The organism is Bradyrhizobium sp. in8p8 (genome assembly GCF_000426845.1).
Taxonomy (GTDB): Bacteria; Pseudomonadota; Alphaproteobacteria; order Rhizobiales; family Xanthobacteraceae; genus Bradyrhizobium; species Bradyrhizobium japonicum_C.
In genome coordinates, this window is record NZ_AUGD01000003.1 from 98,289 (window position 1) to 115,890 (window position 17,602).

Annotated in this window: 17 protein-coding genes; 8 read left to right on the plus strand and 9 right to left on the minus strand. The window is 63.9% G+C overall.

Annotation, left to right across the window (positions count from 1 at the left end; all coding sequences use genetic code 11):
* Window positions 1-53: 53 nt before the first annotated feature.
* Complete coding sequence (locus K408_RS0110555; RefSeq protein ID WP_024338824.1) at window positions 54-1,730, minus strand: methyl-accepting chemotaxis protein; 1,677 nt, start codon at window positions 1,728-1,730, stop codon at window positions 54-56.
* A gap of 515 nt (window positions 1,731-2,245) precedes the next feature.
* Between K408_RS0110555 and K408_RS0110560 the strand changes: the two genes are divergently transcribed.
* Window positions 2,246-3,214, plus strand: a complete 969-nt coding sequence (locus tag K408_RS0110560; protein ID WP_024338823.1) for an AraC family transcriptional regulator — start codon at window positions 2,246-2,248, stop codon at window positions 3,212-3,214.
* 62 nt (window positions 3,215-3,276) lie between these two features.
* Here K408_RS0110560 and K408_RS0110565 read toward each other — a convergent pair whose 3' ends face one another.
* Window positions 3,277-4,158, minus strand: coding sequence for an HpcH/HpaI aldolase/citrate lyase family protein (locus tag K408_RS0110565; RefSeq protein WP_024338822.1), 882 nt, complete (start codon window positions 4,156-4,158; stop codon window positions 3,277-3,279).
* A 102-nt stretch (window positions 4,159-4,260) separates the two neighbouring features.
* Here K408_RS0110565 and K408_RS0110570 point away from each other — a divergent pair, with 102 nt between their 5' ends.
* The gene (locus tag K408_RS0110570) at window positions 4,261-4,902 is read left to right on the plus strand and encodes a carbonic anhydrase (protein ID WP_024338821.1); all 642 of its coding nucleotides are present in this window, start codon (window positions 4,261-4,263) and stop codon (window positions 4,900-4,902) included.
* 62 nt (window positions 4,903-4,964) lie between these two features.
* Here K408_RS0110570 and K408_RS0110575 read toward each other — a convergent pair whose 3' ends face one another.
* Complete coding sequence (locus K408_RS0110575) at window positions 4,965-5,999, minus strand: aspartate-semialdehyde dehydrogenase (RefSeq protein WP_024338820.1); 1,035 nt, start codon at window positions 5,997-5,999, stop codon at window positions 4,965-4,967.
* Between the two features lie 116 nt (window positions 6,000-6,115).
* Between K408_RS0110575 and K408_RS0110580 the strand changes: the two genes are divergently transcribed.
* Window positions 6,116-6,904, plus strand: a complete 789-nt coding sequence (locus K408_RS0110580) for a hypothetical protein (protein WP_024338819.1) — start codon at window positions 6,116-6,118, stop codon at window positions 6,902-6,904.
* A 156-nt stretch (window positions 6,905-7,060) separates the two neighbouring features.
* Entirely contained in the window at window positions 7,061-7,447 is a 387-nt protein-coding gene (locus tag K408_RS0110585) for a hypothetical protein (RefSeq protein WP_024338818.1), read from the plus strand.
* A gap of 104 nt (window positions 7,448-7,551) precedes the next feature.
* Here K408_RS0110585 and leuB read toward each other — a convergent pair whose 3' ends face one another.
* The gene (leuB, locus tag K408_RS0110590) at window positions 7,552-8,664 is read right to left on the minus strand and encodes a 3-isopropylmalate dehydrogenase (RefSeq protein ID WP_024338817.1); all 1,113 of its coding nucleotides are present in this window, start codon (window positions 8,662-8,664) and stop codon (window positions 7,552-7,554) included.
* Window positions 8,665-8,919: 255 nt separating this feature from the next.
* On the opposite strand from leuB, the gene K408_RS0110595 reads away from it, so the two are divergent.
* On the plus strand, window positions 8,920-10,116 hold the full coding sequence (locus tag K408_RS0110595; RefSeq protein ID WP_024338816.1) for a YbfB/YjiJ family MFS transporter: 1,197 nt from the start codon (window positions 8,920-8,922) through the stop codon (window positions 10,114-10,116).
* Between the two features lie 60 nt (window positions 10,117-10,176).
* On the opposite strand, the gene K408_RS0110600 is transcribed toward K408_RS0110595, so the two are convergent.
* The 4 genes from K408_RS0110600 to K408_RS0110615 all read right to left on the minus strand — a co-directional run bounded on the left by K408_RS0110600 (window position 10,177) and on the right by K408_RS0110615 (window position 13,480).
* Window positions 10,177-10,959 carry a molybdopterin-binding protein gene (locus K408_RS0110600; protein ID WP_024338815.1) on the minus strand — a complete coding sequence of 261 codons (783 nt, stop codon included), beginning with the start codon at window positions 10,957-10,959 and terminating at the stop codon, window positions 10,177-10,179.
* 10 nt (window positions 10,960-10,969) lie between these two features.
* Window positions 10,970-11,599 (minus strand): cytochrome b/b6 domain-containing protein, encoded by a 630-nt coding sequence (locus tag K408_RS0110605; protein WP_024338814.1) that lies wholly within the window; start codon window positions 11,597-11,599, stop codon window positions 10,970-10,972.
* A 183-nt stretch (window positions 11,600-11,782) separates the two neighbouring features.
* A complete protein-coding gene (locus K408_RS0110610) occupies window positions 11,783-12,337 on the minus strand; it encodes a fasciclin domain-containing protein (protein WP_024338813.1) in 555 nt (184 codons plus the stop codon).
* A gap of 381 nt (window positions 12,338-12,718) precedes the next feature.
* Complete coding sequence (locus tag K408_RS0110615; RefSeq protein ID WP_024338812.1) at window positions 12,719-13,480, minus strand: SDR family oxidoreductase; 762 nt, start codon at window positions 13,478-13,480, stop codon at window positions 12,719-12,721.
* An 86-nt stretch (window positions 13,481-13,566) separates the two neighbouring features.
* Between K408_RS0110615 and K408_RS0110620 the strand changes: the two genes are divergently transcribed.
* Window positions 13,567-15,096 (plus strand): malonate--CoA ligase, encoded by a 1,530-nt coding sequence (locus K408_RS0110620; RefSeq protein ID WP_024338811.1) that lies wholly within the window; start codon window positions 13,567-13,569, stop codon window positions 15,094-15,096.
* 337 nt (window positions 15,097-15,433) lie between these two features.
* On the opposite strand, the gene K408_RS0110625 is transcribed toward K408_RS0110620, so the two are convergent.
* Window positions 15,434-16,294 (minus strand): sulfite exporter TauE/SafE family protein, encoded by an 861-nt coding sequence (locus K408_RS0110625; protein WP_024338810.1) that lies wholly within the window; start codon window positions 16,292-16,294, stop codon window positions 15,434-15,436.
* 496 nt (window positions 16,295-16,790) lie between these two features.
* On the opposite strand from K408_RS0110625, the gene sdhC reads away from it, so the two are divergent.
* Complete coding sequence (gene sdhC, locus K408_RS0110630) at window positions 16,791-17,189, plus strand: succinate dehydrogenase, cytochrome b556 subunit (RefSeq protein WP_024338809.1); 399 nt, start codon at window positions 16,791-16,793, stop codon at window positions 17,187-17,189.
* Window positions 17,186-17,602 (plus strand): succinate dehydrogenase, hydrophobic membrane anchor protein, encoded by a 417-nt coding sequence (sdhD, locus tag K408_RS0110635; protein WP_035697998.1) that lies wholly within the window; start codon window positions 17,186-17,188, stop codon window positions 17,600-17,602. The genes sdhC and sdhD overlap by 4 nt, the downstream gene beginning before the upstream one ends.

Here is a 17,602-nt window from a genome sequence, read left to right on the forward strand (position 1 = left end):
CGGTCACCCCGCCGCTTAGATGGCAGGATGCTCCGAGGACGCAGCCGGACTGATCAGGCCCGGTTCGCCATGGCAGCGGCCTCTGCCGCAGCACGCTGCATGCTGGTCGACATCTCGTTCGTCACCGTGCTCTGTTCCTCGATCGCAGCGGCGGTCGACGTCACGTACTCGCTGACATTGTTGATCGCCTGCTTGATCGCATTCAGGGAGCCGACAACATCCCCCGAGATCTGGTTCAGGCTGCCGATCTCCTGAGCGATCTTGTCGGTCGCCTGCTTGGCCTGGTTGGCAAGGCCCTTCACCTCGGATGCGACCACGGCAAAGCCGCGGCCCGCTTCGCCGGCGCGCGCGGATTCGATCGTGGCGTTGAGCGCGAGCAGGTTGATCTGTCCGGTGATGTTGTTGATCATCTCGACGATGCCGCTCATCGCCTGCGCGGCGTCGGTAAGACGCTGCGCCTGCGCGTCGGCAGAGGAGACCTGCTCCACTGCGCCCATCGCGGTCTCGCGCGACTTGGTCATGGCCTCGGAAATCTCCCGCACCGACGCGTTGAGTTCCTCGGAGCCGGCGGCAACCGATTCCGTCATGGCGCGGACGCGCTCGTTGCCCATGCGGACCAGAACCTGTTTTGTGGTGTCGGTGGCGTACTTCACGACCTTGAACGGCTTGCCATTGAGATCGAGGATCGGATTGTAGGAGGCCTGGATGTAGACCTCCTTGCCGCCCTTGCCGATGCGCTTGTACTCGGCCGACTGGTACTCGCCGCGATTGAGGGCGGCCCAGAACTCCCGATAGGCGACGCTGTCGCGCTCGCTGGGCTCGACGAACATGCTGTGATGCTTGCCCTTGATCTCGGCCAGCGAATAGCCGAGCGTGGCAAGAAAGTTGGCGTTGGCGGCGATGATCGTGCCGTCCATGTTGAACTCGATGACGGCCTGGGCCTTGTCGATGGCCGCGAGTTGACCGGCGAGATCGGCGTTCTTCAGCTTCTCCGCAGTGACGTCGGTTGCGAACTTGACGACGCCGAACGGCTTGCCGGTCTCGTCGAGCAGCGGATTGTAGGAAGCGAGAATCCACACCTCGCGGCCGCCCTTGCCGATGCGCTTGTACTCGCCGGCCTGGTATTCACCGCGGTTGAGCTTCTCCCAGAACTCGCGGTAGGCCGCGCTGTCGCGGGCTTGCGGCGGCATGAACAGGCTGTGATGCTTGCCCTCGATCTCCGCCAGCGAAAAGCCGAGCGCCTTGCAGAAATTCTCGTTGGCGGTGACGATGGTGCCGTCGAGCTTGAACTCGATGACGGCCTGAGCGCGGCTGATAGCGGCGATCTTGGAGGCCTCGGTCAAACCGCGAATCTTCTTGGCGGTGATGTCGGTGGCGATCTTGACGATCTTGACGGGCTTGCCGGCATCGTCGAGCACCGGGTTGTACGACGCCTCGATCCAGATCTCTCGGCCGCCATTGGCGATGCGCTTGAATTCGCCGGCCCTGCATTCACCGCGGCGCAGTGCCGCCCAGAAGGCCTGGTAATCTGCGCCGTCGCGCTGATCGGCCGGCACGAACATGGAGTGATGCTTGCCCTGGATCTGGTCGAGGCCGTATCCGAGCAAGTCCAGGAAATGCTTGTTGGCTGTGACGATCGTACCGTCCGTGTTGAACGTGATCATGGCCTGCGAACGGCCGATCGCATCAATCTGCGCCTGCGCATCGCCGTGGGATCTGCGACCGAACATTATACCTGCTCCGAAAGTGATGCTCCCGCTCGCAGCGCGTTCGCGCGAGGCGGCTTCAGCATTCATGTCTGTTGCCAGGATTTGGTGAGGGCCGAGTTCTCGTCCGACACGCCATCCTCGTGCACCAAGGAGGTATCTGAATCGAATTATCAGAGTGTTTGTCCGATCGAAGACACAATGGCCGGATTTTGCCAGGACGATTAACCTGACAGCGACGCGCGAGCCTGTCGCAGATGGCAGCGGCCAAGAATCCGCGAAGGTGGCCCTAAGACCACTATCGCAATTCGGCAAAGCGGCCGCGGTGGCAGCATCGATGTACCGCTGGTGCGACGGACCGGCCGGCGAAAGGCCGGCGACCGCACCTACGCCCAGCGCGTGGACATTTCGCCGCAGCAGTAATTCAACGGACATGCTTCGCGCAAAAATCCAGCCGCGCCTGCACGACGTTACATGCAATCTGAAATTGGTAGCGCTGCGATTCGGATTCAGTAGTTTGAACGTTTTAGGAATCTGATTTGGGCGCCGTCTCTTATCTTGACCGCTATCCTTTGCTTCGTTCGCGCGACAGCGAGTTCGCGCGCGACCGCCTGTTCGCGGTGTATGGCGCCGACCGCTTCGACACGCATGACAACGCGTTCGGCATCCAGGCCAATCTTGCCCGCTTGAATTCGATGGGCCTCGCCTTCTGCGCCTACGACGGAGCGGCATCGCTTTCCTTTCCTGAATCGCAGATCCTCCGCCAGTTCTTCTCCATCCAGGGAGGAGCGCGGTTCAGCACCAATGGAAATAGCCAGCCGATCGAAGCCTGGAGCCCAATCATCTCCGGAGACGCCAGGCTCGATCTCGACTTCGCGCCGGGCTACCGGCAGCTGGTGGTGAGGATAGATGCCGCCGCGCTGGAGCGCTTGCTGAAGATCATGATCGGCGACGGCAGCGACATGAAGCTGCGCTTCGTCGGGGACGAAGGCGATCCTGCGGTCATGACGCATGTGCGGCAGGAAGTCTTCAGGTTGGCGGAGGAGCTGGAAAGATTCGGACAGGACTACTCACCCATCGCTATCGCCGAGCTCGAGCGGGCGCTGATGGTCCGAATTCTCCTGGCGCACCGGCACAATTTTTCCGATCGGCTTCAGCGCTCCGCCCCGAGCGCCAACCGGACCGTGATCGACCTCGTCGAGTCCTACATCGAGGCGCATTGGAACGAACCCCTCGATCTGGAAAGGATCGCGGAGATCGCCAACGTGAGCGTGCGGACTGTCTTCCGGGAGTTCTCAGATACCGGGCGAGGATCGCCCGGCCAGTTCGCGCGGCGCGTCCGGCTTCAGCACGCGGCAGAGCTGCTGCGCCGGCCCGACGAGCAGACCAGCGTGCTCGCCGTGGCCTTCAAATGCGGCTTCCGAAATCTCGGCCGCTTCGCATCCGAGTATCGGCGGGCGATCGGCGAGCTGCCGTCGGAGACTCTGAAGAACGCGAGACGAAGGTAGTCGCAGCCCATAGACGGCAGCAATGCCGCTGCGTAGCCCGCGAGGAGCGAGACGTTCCTTTTTCAGCCCTTCCCCATCGCCGCGATCGCGTCCGCGATATCGATCGTGCGCCGGGCCATGTCGGCGTGCAGGCGCTCGACCATCGCGCCGTCAAGACGGATCGCGCCGCGCGATGCGTTCTCGGGCAGCTCGAACGCGGCGATGATCTTTCGGGCGCGCGCGATCTCTTCTTCGGGTGGCGTGAAGATCGCGTTGCAGGCATCAATCTGCGAAGGGTGGATCAGGGTCTTGCCGTCGAAGCCGAGATCGCGGCCCTGCGCGCATTCGGTAGCGAAGCCGTCGGGATTGGCGATGTCGCTGTAGGGGCCATCGAGGATCTCGAGGCCGTGGGCGCGCGTCGCCAGGATGCAGTGGGTGATCATCGGGATCATCGCGGCGCGGCCCGGCAGCATCTTGATCCGCGTCTCGCGCGAGATGTCGTTCGGGCCGAACACGAAGCCGGAGAGGCGGCACGATGGATCGCGCCCGGCGGCAGCCAGCTCCTCGGCATGCAGCACGGCGCGCGCGGTCTCGATCATGGCCCAGACCTTCACGGTCGGCGCGGCGCCCAGCTCGGCCAGCTTGCGGCCGATCGTCCCGAGATCTTCAATGCTTGAAACTTTTGGAACCAGGATTCCGTCGGGCGAAGCCTTGGCGGCCATCGCGACGTCATCCACCCACCAGGGCGTGTCGAGTGCGTTGGTCCGGATCAAAATCTCGCGCTTGCCAAAGCCCTTGGCCGCGATCGCAGCGGCGATGCCGTCGCGGGCCGCTGCCTTGGCCTCGGGGGCGACCGAGTCTTCCAGATCGAGGATCAAGCCGTCGGCGGCGAGATTGCGCGCCTTTTCCAGCGCCCGGGGGTTGGAGCCGGGCATGAACAGATGGCTGCGGCGCGGGCGGGTCATGCGAGCGTTCCTTCCTCGTCTCTCTTCCGGCTGAGCGGATAGCACTTGGCCTGCCCGTTCGAAAGGCTTGTTCGCCCCTGCGGTCTATGATTAGGCATAGGTATGATGACATTCCCGAAGCATTTGCTGGAAGGCTACAAGGCCTTCGCCACCCAGCGGCTGCCGACCGAGCAGACCCGCTATCGCGAACTGTCGGTGAAGGGACAGGCCCCGGAAGTGATGGTGATCGGCTGCTGCGACAGCCGCGTCTCGCCCGAGGTGATCTTCGACGTCGGCCCGGGCGAATTGTTCGTCGTGCGCAACATCGCCAATCTGGTGCCGGTGTATCAGCCCGACGGCAACGCCCATGGTGTCTCGGCTGCGCTGGAATATGCGGTGACGGTGCTGAAGGTGAAGCACATCGTCATCCTCGGCCACGCGCAATGCGGCGGCATCCGCGCCTTCGTCGACAAGATCGAGCCGCTGACGCCCGGCGACTTCATCGGCCGCTGGATGCAGATGTTCATCAAGCCGGGCGAAGTGGTCGAGCAGCGCGATCACGAGACCATGGCGCAGTTCGTCGAGCGCATCGAGAAGGCCGCGGTGTTCCGCAGCCTGGAAAACCTGATGACCTTTCCGTTCGTGCGCAAGGCCGTGGAGAGCGGCCATATGCAGACCCACGGCGCCTATTTCGGCGTCGCGGAGGGATCGCTGTTCGTGCTGGACAAGGCGTCGAAGGAATTCAAGAAGGCAAACGGCGAATAGGGAATGGCGAGTAGCGAATGGGGAACTCCATTCGCCATTCGCTACTCCCTACTCGCCACCTCTCACGCCGCCTTCTGCTTCGCGCTGATCAGCTTGCGGTTGATCAGCACTTCCGCGATCTGGATCGCGTTGAGCGCGGCGCCCTTGCGCAGATTGTCGGACACGCACCAGAGCACGAGGCCATTCTCCACCGTCGCGTCCTCGCGGATGCGGCTGATATAGGTGGCGTCCTCGCCGGCCGCCTCGTACGGCGTCGCGTAGCCGCCGGGCTCCTGCTTGTCGATGACGAGGCAGCCGGGCGCCTTGCGCAGGATCTCGCGGGCTTCGTCCGCGCTGATCGGATTCTCGAACTCGATGTTGACGGCCTCGGAGTGGCCGACGAACACGGGCACGCGCACGCAGGTCGCGGAGAGCTTGATCTTGGGATCAAGGATCTTCTTGGTCTCCGCCATCATCTTCCACTCTTCCTTGGTGTAGCCGTCCTCCATGAAGACGTCGATGTGGGGGATGACGTTGAAGGCGATGCGCTTGGGAAACTTCTTCGCGACCAGCTCGTCATTGGTGTAGACGGCCTTGGTCTGCGAGAACAATTCGTCCATGGCGTCCTTGCCGGCGCCCGACACCGACTGATAGGTCGAGACCACGACGCGCTTGATCGTCGCCTTGTCGTGCAGCGGCTTGAGCGCGACCACGAGCTGGGCGGTCGAGCAGTTCGGGTTGGCGATGATGTTCTTCTTCTTGAAGCCCTCGGTCGCGCCTGCGTTCACCTCCGGCACGATCAGCGGCACATCCGGATCCATGCGCCAGGCGGAGGAATTGTCGATCACGACGGCGCCGGCGGCGCCGATCTTCGGCGACCATTCCTTCGACACCGCGCCGCCGGCCGACATCAGGCAGATGTCGACGTCGGAGAAGTCGTAATGCTCGAGCGCTTTGACCTTCAGGGTGCGGTCGCCATAGGACACCTCGACGCCGACGCTGCGGCGCGACGCCAGGGCCACGACCTCGTCCGCGGGGAATTTGCGCTCGTCCAGGATGTTGAGCATTTCCCGACCGACATTGCCGGTCGCGCCGACGACTGCGACTTTGTAACCCATCGTTCACTCTCCGACGAAAAAGCCCGTTCCTGCAGCTGACGCTTAAACAGTAAGAGCAGCGCTTCTATGCGAGAACCGGCCTCAAGACAACGTTGGACCATGCCTGAAGGCCGTGGATGCAGTCGCCTGAGGCCAGCACGGCCGTAAGCCCCACTCAGATCCATCTGACGCTTCTAGCTTTCGCCGACGAGGTCGTCGGCACGCTGGCGCACCTGATTGCCTATGTGGGGGCGCTCGCCCTGTTTGCCATCCTGGGCCTTGCCGCACTCGGCCATCTGCCCGAGCTTCGGGGCGATCAGCCGGCTCCGAGGCCGGGCTGGGGCGTCGCCGACCGCTCGCATCCGGCCTTCACCCTCAGCCGATTCGATTCGGCTGACAAAACAATGTCTTATACCATCCTGCGGCACCCCGAAGGCGGGCGCAAGGATGTGCTGCGCTGGGCCGACGCGGCGGGCAAGCCCGTGGCCGAGCTCGAGGTTTACCGGGAAGGCGCCGAATTCGACGTGGCGCGTCCGGCAACGGCGGATCTGGCCGTCCAGATGGGCGCGGAGGCGTCCACTCCGTTCGAGCTGGCCGGCTTGATCGACACCAAGTTCGGCCCGGTCGCCCTGTTCCGGCCAACCGGAACGATGGAGGGTGAGCGGGCGTGCCTCGGCTACCTCAAGCGCAGCGAAGAACCTGCCCTGCAGATCTCCGGCTTCTCCTGCCGGGGCGACACCCTGCCCGCCCGGCGCGCGGCCATCGCCTGCACGCTGAACCGGCTGACGCTGCTCACGTCCGGCAATGAGCCGAAGCTGGCGGAATTGTTCGCCCGTGCCGAGCTCAAGCGCCGCGGCTGTGACCCCGCGGCTGCGGCGGACTGGCTGCTCGGTCATGCGAACGCGCAATTGCGCGGGACGCTTTGAGCCGCATCAAGCTCAAGTGGCTGGTATTGATGCAACTTTTGACGGCGCGCCCGATTATTCCGGGCCGGTGTGACCCAATTGACCTAGTTGCGGTCACCCCCGCCGGGCTAGTATGGGGTGAAATCGACTGGCGGCGTGCCGCCTGAAGGGGACGTGATGAGCTCGAAATTTTCTGCCGCGAACAAACTGGCGACATTGCTTGCGGCGGGCGCCGCAATTGCCATCGCGTTCGCGACTCCGGCCTCGGCCGACACCAAGACCAAGCGCTATTATGACGAGCGGGGCCGCCCCTATTACGGCCCGAGCGGTCCCAATGCCGTCTATCAGCAGGGCCGCACCCGCATCTACGTGAGCAAGCGCTCCTGGCTCGACGGCGGCACCGAGGTCAATCCGGGCGACCGCAAGTTCACCGACTACGCCTTCCCGCCGGCGGTGGGCTATCCGTCCTTCGCCCGCGAGAACCTGAACCGTCCGATCGATCGCCAGCCGCTCTCGCCGCCGCAGGATGTCGGCGGCTACCCGCAGACCTTCCCGCTGTACTGAACGGACGTCGCGAATCAAATGGCCGGGCTCTCGCCCGGCCTTTTTGTTTGGGACGCGTCGCTCCGGGTTCGATGCTGCGCATCGCCCCGGAATGACGCCGCCGCTTACGCGTGCAGCTTCTGCAATTCCTTCAGGATCGCTTCGCCCATCTGCGTGGTGGAAGCGGACGTGGTGCCTTCCGACTTGATGTCGGCGGTGCGCAGACCACTGGCGAGCACCGCAGCGATCGCAGCATCGACCTTGTCGGCGAGATCGCCCATGTCGAAGGAATAGCGCAGCGCCATGCCGAAGGACGAGATCATCGCGATCGGATTGGCGAGTCCCTTGCCTGCGATGTCGGGCGCCGAGCCGTGCACCGGCTCGTACAGCGCCTTGCGCTTCTTGCTCTTGACGTCGACCTCGCCGAGCGAGGCCGACGGCAGCATGCCGAGCGAGCCCGTCAGCATCGCCGCGATGTCGGACAGCATGTCGCCGAACAGGTTGTCGGTGACGATGACGTCGAACTGCTTCGGCCACTTCACCAGCATCATGCCGCCGGAATCGGCCAGCTGATGCTCGAGCGTGACATCGGGATATTCGCGCTTGTGGACCTGGGTCATGACCTCGTTCCAGAGCACGCCCGACTTCATGACGTTGCGCTTCTCCATCGAGGTCACCTTGTTCTTGCGCTTCCTGGCAAGCTCGAAGGCGACGCGGCCGATGCGCTCGATCTCATAGGTGTCGTAAACCTGGGTGTCGATCGCGCGCTTCTGGCCGTTGCCGAGATCGGTGATGGTCTTGGGCTCGCCGAAATAGACGCCGCCGGTGAGCTCGCGCACGATCATGATGTCGAGCCCCTCGACCGCCTCACGCTTCAGGCTCGAAGCGTCCGCCAGCGCCGGGTAGCACACGGCGGGGCGGAGGTTGGCGAACAGCGCGAGGTCCTTGCGCAGGCGCAGCAGGCCGGCTTCGGGGCGCACCTCGTAAGGAACGGCATCCCATTTCGGACCGCCGACCGCGCCGAAGATCACGGCGTCGGCCTCCTTGGCCTTGGCCATGTCGCCCTCAGAGATCGAGACCTTGTGCGCGTCATAGGCGGAGCCGCCGACGAGGCCGGTGTCGGTCTCGAACCTGGCGATCCCGGCCGAATTGAGCCAGTCGATCAGCCGCTTCACCTCGCCCATCACTTCGGGGCCGATACCGTCGCCGGGGAGCAGCAGCAGTTTGTGGGTCGCCATGGTCGTGTCCTCTTCGATCCTCTCTCGTCATTCCGGGGCGCGCGCAAAGCGAGCGAGCCCGGAATCCATCAGGCCACAGCGCAGGCGGGGAAATGGATTCTCAGGTGCGCAATTGCGCACCATAGCTCGCGCGCCCCGGAATGACGGATGGCCGGAGTGCTAGAGCGGCGTTGCGCGCTTGGCAAGACACCATTGCCGCCGCGCCGCTGTGCAAGACGGGCAGGGCCTGCCACACTGCGCCGGCCGGAGCACCCCTTGCACGCCCCTGACCGCCCGCCCTACGCGCATCCCGCGCGGCTGATCCTGACACTGTCGCTGGCGGCGACGGTCGGGCTCGGCATCGGCCGCTTCGCCTATGCTTTGGTGCTGCCTGACATGCGGGAGAACCTCGGCTGGTCCTACTCGGCTGCCGGTTTCATGAACACCATCAACGCGGTCGGCTATCTCGCGGGCGCGCTGATGGCGTCCCGGCTGATCCAGCGCGTCGGCTGGTCGGCGGCGATCCGCGGCGGAACTTTGGCCTGCGTCGCCGCGCTCGCCACGTGCGCCCTGACGGGAAATTTCGTCGCGCTGAGCCTCGCGCGCCTCGTGCTGGGCCTCGGCGCCGCGGCCGGCTTCGTCGCCGGCGGCGCGCTGGCTGCGACCATCGCGCAGTCGCGCCCCGAGCGGGCCAATTTCCTGCTGAGCCTGTTCTATGCCGGACCCGGCATCGGCATTCTGGCCTCGGGGCTGATCTCCCCGTTCACGCTGCAATATTTCGGCTCCGGCTCGTGGTGGATCGTGTGGTGGGCGCTGACGCTGCTGTCCATCGCGATGACGATTCCCCTTTTTCTGATCCGCATCGAGAGCGGCGTGCGTTTCTCGGAAGGCGGCCACGCCTCCTTCGCGATCCGACCCGTGCTGATCTACCTCGCCGGCTACTTCCTGTTCGGCGCCGGCTACATCGCCTACATGACCTTCATGATCGCCTATGTGCGGGACGGCGGCGGCGGGGCCGCGGCGCAGGCCGCGTTCTGGGGCCTGATCGGTCTGAGCGCGTTCGTGACCCCCTGGGCCTGGCGCGGTGTGCTGGCGCTCGATCGGGGTGGACTCGCCACCGCCATCATCCTCGGCACCAACGCGCTGGGAGCAGCGCTGCCGATGCTCGGGCATTCGCCGGCATGGCTTGCGGTGTCGGCGGTCGTGTTCGGTGTCGCTTTCTTCGCCGTGGTCGGCTCAACCACGGCCTTCGTGCGCTTCAACTATCCGCCAGAGGTGTGGCCGACCGCGATCGCGGCGATGACGATCTCGTTCGGCGTCGGCCAGACGCTCGGTCCGATCGCAGTCGGCGCGATCACGGATGCGCTGGGCAGCCTGAGCTACGCGCTGAACGTGTCGGCGGCGCTGCTGGCGCTGGGTGCCGTGGCGGCGCTGTGCCAGAGGAAGGTGGGGCCGAAGGCGAGTAGCGAGTAGCGATAGAATCGGCCTCGCCCCTACTCCCTACTCCCTACTCCCTATTCGCTATTCGCCCTCTCAGCTCCCGCTGAACGAATTGTAGCCCTGGTCTTCCCAATAACCGCCCTTGTAGTCGTTGGTGACTTCCATCGAGACCACGTATTTCGGATTCTTGAAGCCGAGCTTGGTGGGCACGCGGATCTTCATCGGGAAACCGTAGGCGCGCGGCAAGATATCGTTCGCATATTTGAACGTCATCTGGGTCTGCGGATGCAGCGCGCTGCGCATGTCGAGCGGCGAGTTGTAGCCATCCTTGTCGGCGCACTGGAACCAGACATATTGAGCGCGCGTGTCTGCGCCGATCAGTTTCAGGAAATCGCGCAAGGGCGTGCCGGTCCAGCTGCCGATCGCGCTCCAGCCCTCCACGCAGATGTGGCGGGTGATCTGCGTGACCTGCGGCAATTGATAGAGTTCATCCAGCGTCCAAGACTTCTTGTTGTCGACGAGGCCGCGCACTTCGAGCTTCCAGTCTTTGCCGTCGATGTCCGGCGCGTCGTCGAGATCGTAGTAGGCGTTGAACGGGAACGGCTTCGTGATCGCGCTCTCCGGGAAGGTCGGCGCCAGCGCGTCGGGATTGAACATCCACGCCTGCACGGCGTCGTTGAACTTCGAGACCTTGGCGAGCATGGTTTCGGCCGAGGAGGAGTCGATGACGTCGCAGCCGGTGAGCAGCGCCAGCGCGCCCAGGCTGGCGCCGCCCGCAATGAAGCGGCGGCGGGTGACATCTGGCATCGTCTTGAGGGAATCCTTGATCAGGAGCCGCCTGTCGACGCCGGGAATCAGGAACGGACGCTTCGCCATGGTCTCCTCCTCAGCGGCCGATGATCATGGCGCGCAGGCTCTTCGGCACCAGCAGCGCAAGCAGAACGTGGATGACAAGGAACACACAGATCGCGGCCATGCAGAAGAAGTGCACATAGCGGGCGGTCGGATAATCGCCGAACAGCATCACGAGATAATAGAGCTGCACCGGCTTCCACATTCCAAGGCCGGAGAGCACGATCAGCACACCAACCACGATGATGCCGGCATAGAGCAAGCGCTGCACGTAATTGTAGACGGTGAGATCGTCATGGCCGAGCTTGAAGGTCAGCGCGGCCCTGACGTCGTGAAGCACGCCGGACGCCGTGATCGGCAGCAGCTTTTTTCGGAAGCGTCCGGTGGCGAGACCGGTGATGAGATAGGCGAGTCCGTTGATCATCAGCAGCCACATCGCGGCAAAATGCCAGAGCAGGCCGCCGCCGAGCCAGCCGCCGAGCGTGTATTCGCGCGGGAAGCGGAAGTCGAACAGCGGCGAGGCGTTGTAGATCTGCCAGCCCGACAGGATCATCAGGATCATGGCAAGCGCGTTGATCCAGTGCATGATCCGGACCCAGGCCGGCTGGATGACTTTGGCCGGGGTGGCTCCGACCTGCTCGTCGGTGACTGTGAGGCTCGCCATGATGGTTCCGTCCTGAAGGTCCGTGCGATGGCAATTATACGCCTGTATTTCGGTTTTCGTTACGCCCTGTCCGCCATGGAATCGATACCGCGAGGCTATTGTGGTCACAAAAAAGCGAGCCGGGTATCCCCGGCTCGCGGTCTGGAAGCATCCTGCTCGGGGAAGAAACAGGATCGCGTGGTGTTACGTCGCCGGCATCAGCACAGTGTCGACCACATGGATCACGCCGTTCGACTGGTTGACGTTGGAGATCGTCACCATCGAGGTGCCGCCTTTGGCGTCGACGATCCAGACCTTGCCGTCCTGCTTCTTGACCGTCAGCTCCTCGCCCTCGGCGGTCTTCAGCTTCTTGCCGTCGGAGAGGTCGGCGGCCGCGAGCTTGCCGGGCACGACGTGATAGGTGAGGATCTTGGTCAGCGTCGCCTTGTTCTCGGGCTTGACGAGGTTGTCGACGGTGCCGGCCGGCAGCTTGCCGAAAGCCGCGTTGGTGGGCGCGAACACCGTGAACGGGCCCTTGCCTTCCAGCGTCGGCACCAGGCCGGCCGCCTTCACCGCCGCCACCAGCGTGGTGTGATCCTTCGAGTTGACCGCGTTCTGGACGATGTTCTTGGACGGGTACATCGCGGCGCCGCCGACCATGACGGTCTTTTCCTCGGCGCTGACAGGCGCGACGACGGTCGCGGTGATGGCGAGGGCGCTGAAGGCGGCGGCAGCAAGATAGGCAATGCGCTTGGACATGGAGAATCTCCCGATTGAACCGTAGCCGGCGACGGCCGGCGTTGAGTTGGCAACAACGGCACCTGCGACAGTTGAGGTGATGAAGCATTGCCGTCGTTGGACCGAACTACGGGAGGCTTTGCGTTGCGGTTTCGGGGAAAAATTCTTTGTGATGCTCGAAACTATCGGGCGCGATGTTCGTGTTGGCGAACCTCTCGCGCTCCGCTGTCGTCCCGGACAAGCGAAGTGCAGATCCGGGACCCATAGCCCCAGGCAGATGTCGTGACACGAGATGGTCACTCCGGGTCTTCGCCAAACTACTCCCTGTGGTTATGGGTCCCGGGTTCGCGACTGCGTCGCGCCCCGGGACGACGAGGAGATTTTGCCGCGCGGTCTTGCGTCTCAATCCCTGCTGTTCGGCGTCTGGATGAAGCCGCGATTGTGTGTCGGGCTGATCAGCAGCTCGTTGATGCAGACGCGCGCCGGCATGCTCGCGATGAAAGCGATGGTGCGTCCCAAGTCCTCGGGTTGCAGCATCTTCGCCTGCTCCTCCTCGCTCGGCACCACCGGCCGCAGCTTCAGGATCGGCGTCGCCACCTCGCCCGGCATCAGGCAGCAGGCGCGCAGGCCGTTGACGCATTCGTCCATGTTGAAGGAATGGGTCAAAGCCAGCACCGCATGCTTGGTCGTGGTGTAGGCCGGGCCCGGCATCTTCGAGACATGACGGCCCGCCCAGGACGAGACGTTGATGATCGAGCCGTCCTGCTGCTTGCGCATCGTCGGCAGCACCGCGCGCATGCAGTAGAGCACGCCGTTGAGATTGACCTGGACGAGCTTGTCCCAGCCTTCCAGTTCCATGTCCTTCCAGCTGCGCTTGGGGATGTTGATGCCGGCGTTGTTCACCAGCAGATCGATCCGGCCGTGTCGGGCGACGATCTGATCCGCCGCCTTCTGCGCCTCGGCGGCGTTGGACACGTCCAGCGCGATCGCCTCGGCCGCGCCGCCCGCTTTCGTGATCTTCGCAACCACTGCATCCAGCGCATCCTTGCGACGGCCGGACACCACCACCGTCCAGCCATCGGCGGCGAGCGCCTCTGCGCCCGCCTCCCCGATCCCGCTGCCGCCACCCGTGACCCAGGCCACGCGTTTCCCGCTTTTTGACATGCAAACTGTCTCCGTTGCTTCTACGGGGCGGTTTTTGCTAATCCAGCCCTCGGTTTTGACCGGCTTCTGCCGGCGAGGAATGTTGCATGAACCAAGCTGCCAACGCCAACCTGTTTTCCCGCCTGTTCGACGGCCTGGACGATCCGAAACGGCTCGCGATCGAGACGTATGACGGCGCCCATATCAGCTATGGCGATCTGATCGCACGCGCCGGGCAGATGGCGAACGTGCTGGCCGCCCGCGGCGTGAAACCCGGGGACCGCGTTGCGGTGCAGGTGGAGAAGTCCGTCGCCAACATCGTGCTGTATCTCGGCACAGTGCGCGCCGGCGCGGTCTATCTACCGCTGAACACGGCCTATACGCTCAACGAACTCGACTATTTCATCGGCGATGCCGAGCCGTCGCTCGTGGTCTGCGATCCATCGAAGGCGGAAGGGCTCGCGCCGATCGCAGGCAAGGTGAAGGCCAAGGTCGAGACGCTCGGGGCTGACGGCAAGGGTTCGCTGACGGAGGCCGCAGACAAGGCGGGCAGCGAGTTCACGACCGTGCCGCGCGCGAGCGACGACCTCGCTGCCATTCTCTACACCTCCGGCACCACCGGCCGCTCCAAAGGCGCGATGCTCAGCCACGACAATCTCGCCTCGAACTCGCTCTCGCTCGTCGATTACTGGCGCTTCACCGACAAGGACGTGCTGATCCACGCGCTGCCGATTTATCACACGCACGGATTGTTCGTGGCGACGAATGTGACGCTGTTCGCGCGGGCCTCGATGATCTTCCTGCCGAAGCTCGATCCGGACCTGATCATCAAGCTGATGGCACGCGCGACGGTGCTGATGGGCGTACCGACCTTCTACACGCGTCTTCTGCAGAACCCGGCCCTGTCGCACGAGACGACCAAGCACATGCGCCTGTTCATCTCGGGCTCGGCGCCGCTGCTCGCAGATACCCATCGCGAATGGTCGGCGCGCACGGGACATGCCGTGCTCGAGCGCTACGGTATGACCGAAACGAACATGAACACGTCAAACCCCTACGACGGCGAGCGCGTGCCGGGCGCAGTCGGCTTCCCGCTGCCGGGCGTCTCCGTGCGCGTGACCGATCCCGAAACGGGGAAAGAGCTGCCGCGCGACGAGATCGGCATGATCGAGGTGAAGGGCCCGAACGTCTTCAAGGGCTATTGGCGCATGCCGGAGAAGACCAAGGCCGAATTCCGGCCCGACGGCTTCTTCATCACCGGCGACCTCGGCAAGATCGATGCAAAGGGCTACGTCCACATCCTCGGCCGCGGCAAGGATCTCGTCATTTCCGGCGGCTTCAATGTCTACCCCAAGGAGATCGAGAGCGAGATCGACGCCATGCCCGGCGTTGTCGAATCCGCGGTGATCGGCGTGCCCCATGCCGATTTCGGCGAGGGCGTCACCGCGGTGCTGGTGCGCCAGCCCGGCGCGAGCATCGATGAAGCGACTGTCCTGAAGGGACTGGACGGGCGCCTCGCGAAATTCAAGATGCCCAAGCGGGTCTTCGTTGTGGACGAGCTGCCGCGCAACACCATGGGCAAGGTGCAGAAGAACATTCTGCGCGAGACGTACAAGGACATTTACGCGAAGAAGTAGGGGCAAAAGCTCCAGGGCTGGGGAAATGCATGAAGCGCGAGCAGGCTGCCCGGATCAACGATCATCTCCTCGATGCTTATAGCGCCCTAGACCGGGCCCGAGTGAGCATCGCGGCCTGAAGGTGCTTTCCGGCTCCGATCGCATCGAAGGCATCGGCAATCTCCGGGATTGGTTGGGTAGCGAAGTGCGACTGAAGGATCAGGCCGCCTTGCGATTTCTGGGCTCTTCTCTCTCCCCCGTCATTGCGAGGAGCACCTGCGGCGAAGCAATCCAGAATCGTTCCCCGGAGACAGCCTGGATTGCTTCGCTTCGCGCGCAATGACGGTGGATGTGGCGGCTACAGCCCGCCCAGCAGGCTCAGCACAAACCGGCCGCCGACGATCAACAGATAACACCCGAACGCCACTTCCAGCGTGCGCTTCGACATCGCATGCGCCGCTTTCACGCCGAGCGGCGCGGTGACGAGGCTCATCGGCATCACCAGCACGGCACCGATCAGCGAGACATAACCGAGCGCGAACGGCACTTGCAGCGCTGCGACACCGGGATAGGTCGCCGCCGCCGGCCAGCCCGCATAGATGTAGCCGAGCGCGCCGGGAATCGAGATCAGCACCGCGAGCGCGGAGGAGGTTGCGACGGCCTGATGAATGGGACGGCTGTAGAACGTCATCAGCAGGTTCGAGAACAGGCCGCCGCCGATGCCCATCAAGGTCGAGAGCAGACCGACGCAGAGGCCGTAGACGCGCATCAATGGACCCTTCGGCAGATCGTCGCCGAGTTTCCAGGTCTCGCGCGCGAAGATCAGCCGGACCGCGGCCGACCAGGCGACCGCGACGAACACGATCTTGAACAGCCGCTCCGGCGCATAGCGTGCGACCACGCTACCGATGACGACACCGATCAGGATCGGCAGCCACCAGACGCGCAGGATCGTCATGTCGACCGCGCCCCGCTTGTAGTGAGCTCGCAACGAACGGATCGAGGTCGGGATGATCACGGCGAGCGAGGTGCCGACGCAGAGCGGCATCCGCACCTCCAGCGGCACGCCGGCGATGCGAAAGCATTCGTAGAACACCGGAACCAGAATGGCGCCGCCGCCGATCCCGAACACGCCTGCCAGAAAGCCCGAGGCCGCGCCCGTTGCGATCAGCAGCAGGGTCAGCTCGACGATTTCCTTGAGATCAAGAGCAGGAATCAACCCCCTCCCCCCACTGGTCGCAGCTCGTCCGTGACGTCAGCTCGGAACTTGCTGTGCGGAGCAGTAGGCGGATCTGCTTGATCCGGTCGACAGGCCAGGTTGCTGGCGGGGGTGGATTGCGGGTCGCGCATATCGGTCGCCGTTGCGCATTGCCGCCGGGCGCGTGCGAGACTCGAGCCGGGGAATCAGGGGCAGGGCTGCGTCAGCGGCGGCCCAGGGCGGCGACCCCGTGCATTAGAGGCATTCCAATAGTAATTTCAATGTGTCTCGCACGGCACAAGAAGTGATCTTGAGATCATTTGTTCGTTGGCGGACCTGCCTTCTGGTATACCAGAACGGGGATTGACCCTGTTTCATCAAGGCCATAGAGCTGAACGCGCGTTCGATTTATGGCGATTTGGTGATTGCGCAGGCCCCATCGACTCCGTAAATAGAGCCGACCCTTTCGCGATCCCCGCGTGCCCTGCTGGGCCGCAACAAACATCAAAAGCCGCCCATGACCGCACGGATCGAACGACCGCTTTCGCCGCACATCCAAACCTATCGGTGGACCCTGACGATGGCGCTCTCCATCGTTCACCGTGCCACCGGCATCGCCCTCTATGTCGGCACGCTGCTGCTGGTCTGGTGGCTGGTTGCCGCGGCCTCCGGCCCGACCGCCTACGCCCACGTGCAGGCCTTTGCCGGCAGCATCATCGGCCGGCTGATCGTGTTCGGCTACACCTGGGCCCTGATGCACCACATGCTCAGCGGCATCCGGCATTTCGTCTGGGACCTCGGCTACGGCTTCAAACCCAACGAGCGCGAAGCACTGACCTGGGGCGCCCTGATCGGCGGCATCGCGCTGACGGTGCTGATCTGGATCATCGCCTATGCGAACGGAGGCGGTCGATGAGTTTCGACGAATCCCACGGCTCTCCGAAGCGCCCCTCGATGCGCACTCCGCTCGGCCGCGTCCGCAATCTCGGCGCCGCGCATTCCGGCACGTCCGATTTCTGGCGCCAGCGCATCACCGGCGTTGCGATGACGCTGCTGATCATCCCGGCGCTGGTGATCATCGTCATGCTGCTCGGCCGCAACCAAGTCTACGCTGCGCAGACCCTGAGCTCCATTCCCGTTGCGGTGATCCTGCTCCTCTTCATCTTCGCCAGCGCCTGGCACATGAAGATCGGCATGCAGGTGGTGATCGAGGACTATGTCCATAACGAGAAGCTGAAGCTCACCGCGATCATGCTCAACAATTTCTTCTCGGTCGCCGTGGCGCTCGCCTCGACCTACGCGATCCTGAAACTTTCCTCCGGAGTGTAA

Excerpts from the sequence above, each read along its gene's own strand:
- K408_RS0110605 (WP_024338814.1), bottom strand. The coding sequence starts at position 11,599 with ATGGCGAGCCTCACAGTCACCGACGAGCAGGTCGGAGCCACCCCGGCC.
- K408_RS0110580 (WP_024338819.1), top strand. The coding sequence starts at position 6,116 with ATGCAGTCGCCTGAGGCCAGCACGGCCGTAAGCCCCACTCAGATCCAT.
- leuB (WP_024338817.1), bottom strand. The coding sequence starts at position 8,664 with ATGGCGACCCACAAACTGCTGCTGCTCCCCGGCGACGGTATCGGCCCC.
- K408_RS0110575 (WP_024338820.1), bottom strand. The coding sequence starts at position 5,999 with ATGGGTTACAAAGTCGCAGTCGTCGGCGCGACCGGCAATGTCGGTCGG.
- K408_RS0110600 (WP_024338815.1), bottom strand. The coding sequence starts at position 10,959 with ATGGCGAAGCGTCCGTTCCTGATTCCCGGCGTCGACAGGCGGCTCCTG.
- K408_RS0110585 (WP_024338818.1), top strand. The coding sequence starts at position 7,061 with ATGAGCTCGAAATTTTCTGCCGCGAACAAACTGGCGACATTGCTTGCG.
- K408_RS0110615 (WP_024338812.1), bottom strand. The coding sequence starts at position 13,480 with ATGTCAAAAAGCGGGAAACGCGTGGCCTGGGTCACGGGTGGCGGCAGC.
- K408_RS0110565 (WP_024338822.1), bottom strand. The coding sequence starts at position 4,158 with ATGACCCGCCCGCGCCGCAGCCATCTGTTCATGCCCGGCTCCAACCCC.
- K408_RS0110555 (WP_024338824.1), bottom strand. The coding sequence starts at position 1,730 with ATGTTCGGTCGCAGATCCCACGGCGATGCGCAGGCGCAGATTGATGCG.
- K408_RS0110610 (WP_024338813.1), bottom strand. The coding sequence starts at position 12,337 with ATGTCCAAGCGCATTGCCTATCTTGCTGCCGCCGCCTTCAGCGCCCTC.
- K408_RS0110570 (WP_024338821.1), top strand. The coding sequence starts at position 4,261 with ATGATGACATTCCCGAAGCATTTGCTGGAAGGCTACAAGGCCTTCGCC.
- sdhC (WP_024338809.1), top strand. The coding sequence starts at position 16,791 with ATGACCGCACGGATCGAACGACCGCTTTCGCCGCACATCCAAACCTAT.
- sdhD (WP_035697998.1), top strand. The coding sequence starts at position 17,186 with ATGAGTTTCGACGAATCCCACGGCTCTCCGAAGCGCCCCTCGATGCGC.
- K408_RS0110620 (WP_024338811.1), top strand. The coding sequence starts at position 13,567 with ATGAACCAAGCTGCCAACGCCAACCTGTTTTCCCGCCTGTTCGACGGC.